5 protein-coding genes are annotated in these 4,931 nt (G+C 65.8%); 3 read left to right on the top strand and 2 right to left on the bottom strand.

The window, feature by feature from the left end; genetic code table 11:
* Positions 1–318 carry an Mpo1-like protein gene (locus tag G3N93_RS34700; protein WP_174934491.1) on the bottom strand — a complete coding sequence of 106 codons (318 nt, stop codon included), beginning with the start codon at positions 316–318 and terminating at the stop codon, positions 1–3.
* A 157-nt stretch (positions 319–475) separates the two neighbouring features.
* Here G3N93_RS34700 and G3N93_RS34695 point away from each other — a divergent pair, with 157 nt between their 5' ends.
* The 3 genes from G3N93_RS34695 to aroC all read left to right on the top strand — a co-directional run bounded on the left by G3N93_RS34695 (position 476) and on the right by aroC (position 4,370).
* Positions 476–931: a CBS domain-containing protein gene (locus G3N93_RS34695; protein ID WP_043182535.1), complete on the top strand. Its 456-nt coding sequence runs from the start codon at positions 476–478 to the stop codon at positions 929–931.
* A gap of 139 nt (positions 932–1,070) precedes the next feature.
* The gene (locus G3N93_RS34690) at positions 1,071–3,005 is read left to right on the top strand and encodes an MFS transporter (protein WP_174934489.1); all 1,935 of its coding nucleotides are present in this window, start codon (positions 1,071–1,073) and stop codon (positions 3,003–3,005) included.
* Positions 3,006–3,269: 264 nt separating this feature from the next.
* A complete protein-coding gene (aroC, locus tag G3N93_RS34685; RefSeq protein ID WP_174955294.1) occupies positions 3,270–4,370 on the top strand; it encodes a chorismate synthase in 1,101 nt (366 codons plus the stop codon).
* Positions 4,371–4,503: 133 nt separating this feature from the next.
* Here the strand turns inward: aroC and G3N93_RS34680 are convergent.
* On the bottom strand, positions 4,504–4,931 hold a 428-nt coding region (locus G3N93_RS34680), incomplete at its 5' end, for a 4Fe-4S dicluster domain-containing protein (protein ID WP_206134993.1).

Here is a 4,931-nt window from a genome sequence, read left to right as displayed (position 1 = left end):
CTACAACGGGATCTTGCCGGTGCAGATGTCCTTGAACATCACCCAGTCGCCCATCAGGCTGTAGATCGGGTGCCGGAACGTGGCCGGGCGGTTCTTCTCGAAGAAGAAGTGTCCGACCCACGCGAACCCGTAGCCGCAGACGATCGCTGCCGGCAGCCACTGCCAGTTGCCGGTCGCGATTGCCATCGCGACGCAGCCGATCACGCCGAGCGAGCCGATGAAGTGCAGCCGCCGCGACGTCAGGTTCTGGTGTTCGTTCAGGTAATACGGGTAGAAATCGGCGAAGCTGGCGAATTGCTCCGAATGCGTATGCGCCATGGACGTCTCCTCTGGCCGCTGTTCATGGGGCCATTGTGCTGCCGGCGGACCGCTTCCGCAAGCGGGGGCGGCCCGCCGCACGGGCCCGCGCTTTCCTTTTGACAGGCTTTCCGATAGGATCGAAAGAGGTTTTGCATTCAAGCATGAGGGGACTACGATGCGCGTCAGCGATATTCTGAAAGTGAAGGGCAACACGCTGTTTACGGTGACGCCCGATATGCCGCTGCGCGAAGCGGTCGATACGATGGCCGAGCACGATATCGGTTCGCTCGTCGTGATGGAGTACGGCGATCTCGTCGGGATGCTGACGTTCCGCGAGATCATCCTGCGCCTGCACGTGAACGGCGGCGCGATCGGCGACGTGCAGGTGCGCAAGGTGATGGACGAGCCGCTTACGTGCACGCCGGAAACGGACGTCAACGAAGTGCGCCGGATGATGCTCGAGCGCCATGCGCGCTACATGCCGGTGCTCGACAAGAAGGTGCTGATGGGCGTCATTTCGTTCTACGACGTCGCGAAGACGGTCGTCGAGGCGCAGAGCTTCGAGAACCGGATGCTGAAGGCGTACATCCGCGACTGGCCGGAATCGGAAGCCGAAGCGCACAAGTCGTGAACCATGCCGCGCCCGTCGCCGTCACGCGCGGGCGCCGCCACCCGGCACGCGGCGGCGCAGGTTTGTCCTGCGCCGCCGTTTTTTCAATGACCACACGAGGCCCGCGCAGCGTCGCCCAGACGGCGCGCGCGCATTCCGCATGAGCGATCAAACGCAAGCCACTTCCAGGCGGCGTGACGAACGGCACGCGCACGCGTCGCAGTTCGACCTGCTGCGCGAGCGCCGTTTCGCGCCGTTCTTCACGACCCAGTTCCTCGGCGCGCTGAACGACAACGTCTTCAAGATCGGCTTCACGTCGCTCGTCACCTATCACACCGCGCGGTTCTCCGGCGTCGATGCGAAGACGGCGGCCTTCCTGATTTCCGCGATCTTCATCCTGCCGTTCGTGCTGTTCTCGGCGACGTCCGGCCAGATCGCCGACAAGTACGACAAGGCGACCCTCACGCGTTTCGTGAAGACCTTCGAGATCGTGCTGATGCTGGTCGGCGCGGCCGGCTTCGTTATGCACAGCGCGCCGCTGTTGTATTTGTGCACGTTCATGATGGGGATGCACTCGACGCTGTTCGGGCCCGTCAAGTATTCGTACCTGCCGCAGCATCTCGGCGAACATGAGCTGGTCGGCGGCAACGGCCTTGTCGAGATGGGCACGTTCATCGCGATCCTGATCGGCACGATCATTGGCGGCGCGGCGGCGGGCATCGAGGGCGCCGGCGAGCGCGTGCTCGCGGTGAGTGTCGTCGTCATCGCGGTCGCAGGGCGGTTCGTCGCGCAGCGCGTGCCGTCCACGCCGGCACCGCAGCCCGATCTCGTGATCAACTGGAATCCGGTCAGCGAGACCTGGCGCAACCTCGGGCTCGCACGCCAGAACCGCACCGTGTTCCTGAGCCTGCTCGGCATCTCGTGGCTGTGGTTCGTCGGCGCGACGTTCCTCACGTCGTTCTTCAATTTCGCGAAGGACGTGCTGTCCGCGAGCCCCGACGTCGTCACGATCCTGCTCGCGACGTTCTCGGTCGGCATCGGCCTCGGCTCGCTGCTGTGCGAACGGCTGTCGCAGCGACGCGTCGAGATCGGCCTCGTGCCGCTCGGCTCGATCGGCATCAGCGTATTCGCGATCGAGCTGTATTTCGCCAGCCACGCGCTGCCGTCGCCCGGCCATCTGCTGTCGGTCGGCGAATTCCTGGCCGGTGCGCGCCACTGGCGCATCCTGGCCGACCTGTTCCTGCTTGCGATGTTCGGCGGCTTCTACAGCGTGCCGCTGTACGCGCTGATCCAGAGCCGCAGTGCACCGACGCACCGCGCGCGGATCATCGCCGCGAACAACATCCTGAACGCGTTGTTCATGATCCTGTCGGCCGTGATGGCGATGGGGCTGACCAAGGCCGGTGTCGACATCCCCGGCCTGTTCCTCGTCACGGCGCTCCTGAACGTGATCGTCGCCACGTATATCTATCTGCTCGTGCCCGAGTTCCTGCTGCGCTTCGTCGCATGGGTGCTGGTGCACACCTTCTACCGGATTCGCCTTGTGCATGCGGAGCGGATCCCGGCGGAAGGGGCGGCCGTGCTCGTGTGCAACCACGTCAGCTACGTTGACGCGCTGGTGCTGGCGGCCGCGAGCCCGCGCCCGATCCGTTTCGTGATGGATCACCGGATCTTCAAGACGCGCTTCGCGAGCTGGGTGTTCCGGCATGCGAAGGCGATCCCGATCGCACCGCGCCACGAGGATCCCGCGATGCTCGCGCGTGCGTACGACGCATGCGAGGCCGCGTTGAAAGAAGGCGAACTCGTGTGCATCTTCCCGGAAGGCAAGCTGACGAAGACGGGCGACATCAACACGTTCCACCACGGCATCATGGAAATCCTGGGTCGCACGCCGGCGCCGGTGATTCCGATGGCGCTGCGCGGGCTGTGGGGCAGCTATTTTTCGCGGCATTCCGATGCGCGGATGCCGCGCCCCATCAAGCGCGGCGTGATGAGCCGGCTGACGCTGGCGGTCGGCGAGCCGATCCCGGCGTCGGTCGCGACGCCCGAGTCGTTGCAGGCCGCGGTCACCGAGCTGCGCGGCGCGCGGAAGTAGACGGGGCGGGCCCGGCGGCATTGCCCCGGGCTGCAATGACCGCCGCGAACCGGCCCGTTCGACCGGCGTGGCGTGGGGCGGCGATCGTCGCTCCGGGCCGTTCCCGTGGCCGGCCGGTGTGGTCCGAACGGTTCACACGGCCCGCAGGCACGGGACGGCTGGCATAATAGCGGCTTACCTCTTTTTCTCGACCGGCAAACGATCGGCCTGCCAGCGGCCCGGGCAGCGCATCGGTTTGCCCATTTCTCTTTGGGCGGTTCCATCATGTCCGGCAATACCCTCGGCACGCTTTTCACTGTCACGACCTTCGGCGAATCGCACGGTCCCGCGATCGGCTGCGTGATCGACGGCTGCCCGCCGGGAATGGGGCTGACCGAAGCCGACATCCAGGTCGAGCTCGATCGTCGCAAGCCCGGCACGTCGCGTCACGTGACGCAACGGCAGGAGGCCGATGAAGTCGAGATCCTGTCGGGCGTGTTCGAAGGCGTGACCACCGGCACGCCGATCGCGCTGCTGATCCGCAACACCGACCAGCGCAGCAAGGACTACGGCAACATCGTCGAGACGTTTCGTCCCGGCCACGCCGACTACACCTACTGGCAGAAATACGGCATCCGCGACTACCGTGGCGGCGGCCGCTCGTCCGCGCGCCTGACCGCGCCGATCGTCGGCGCGGGTGCGGTCGCGAAGAAGTGGCTGCGCGAGCGCTTCGGCGTCGAGGTGCGCGGCTTCATGAGCGGCCTCGGCGAGATCGACGTACCGTTCGTCGACTGGTCGCACGTGCACGAGAATCCGTTCTTCTCGCCGAATGCGGCGGTCGTGCCGGAGCTCGAGGCGTACATGGATGCACTGCGCAAGGACGGCGATTCGATCGGCGCGCGTATCGACGTCGTCGCATCGGGCGTGCCGGTCGGCTGGGGCGAGCCGGTGTTCGACCGTCTCGATGCGGACATCGCCAAGGCGATGATGAGCATCAACGCGGTGAAGGGCGTCGAGATCGGTGCGGGTTTCGAAAGCGTCGCGCAGCGCGGCTCGGTGCATGGCGACGAGCTGACGCCGGGCGGTTTCGTCGGCAACCATGCGGGTGGCGTGCTCGGCGGGATTTCGACGGGGCAGGACATCACCGTGTCGATTGCGATCAAGCCGACCTCGAGCATCCGTACGCCGCGCCGTTCGATCACGAAGGCCGGCGACGAAGCGACGGTGGAAACGTTCGGCCGTCACGATCCGTGCGTCGGCATTCGTGCGACGCCGATCGCCGAGTCGATGCTCGCGCTGGTGCTGATCGATCATGCGCTGCGCCATCGCGCGCAGTGCGGGGACGTCGAGACGCCGACGCCGAAGATCGCGGGCAGCGCGACCTGACGCAAGCGGGTGGGGCGCTGCGCGTCGCGCCCGGCCGTTGCGGAAAATGCAAAACGGGGCGCTGCTTCAAGCAGCGCCCCGTTTCGTTTGCGGCAGCCAGGAAACACGCCGCTCGTGGCGGCGCGTTCGGCAATTACATGTTCGGGTAGTTCGGCCCGCCGCCGCCTTCCGGCGTGACCCACACGATGTTCTGCGTCGGGTCCTTGATGTCGCAGGTCTTGCAGTGCACGCAGTTCTGCGCGTTGATCACCAGGCGATCGCTGCCGTCGTCGTTCTTCACGAACTCGTACACGGCCGCCGGGCAGAAACGTCCCTCCGGCCCCGCGTACGTGCGCAGGTTCACGTTCACCGGCACGTTCGCATCCTTCAGCGTCAGGTGCGCCGGCTGGTTTTCCTCGTGGTTCGTGTTCGAGATGAACACCGACGACAGCCGATCGAACGTCAGCTTGCCGTCCGGCTTCGGATACTCGATCGGCTGGCATTGCGACGCCGGCTTCAGCATCTCGTGGTCCGCGTGCTTGTGGCGCAGCGTCCACGGCACGTTGCCGCCCATCACCTTCT

Source organism: Burkholderia sp. Se-20378 (assembly GCF_017104665.1).
Lineage (GTDB): Bacteria > Pseudomonadota > Gammaproteobacteria > Burkholderiales > Burkholderiaceae > Burkholderia > Burkholderia lata.
This window is presented reverse-complemented; position numbering and strand designations above follow the sequence as displayed.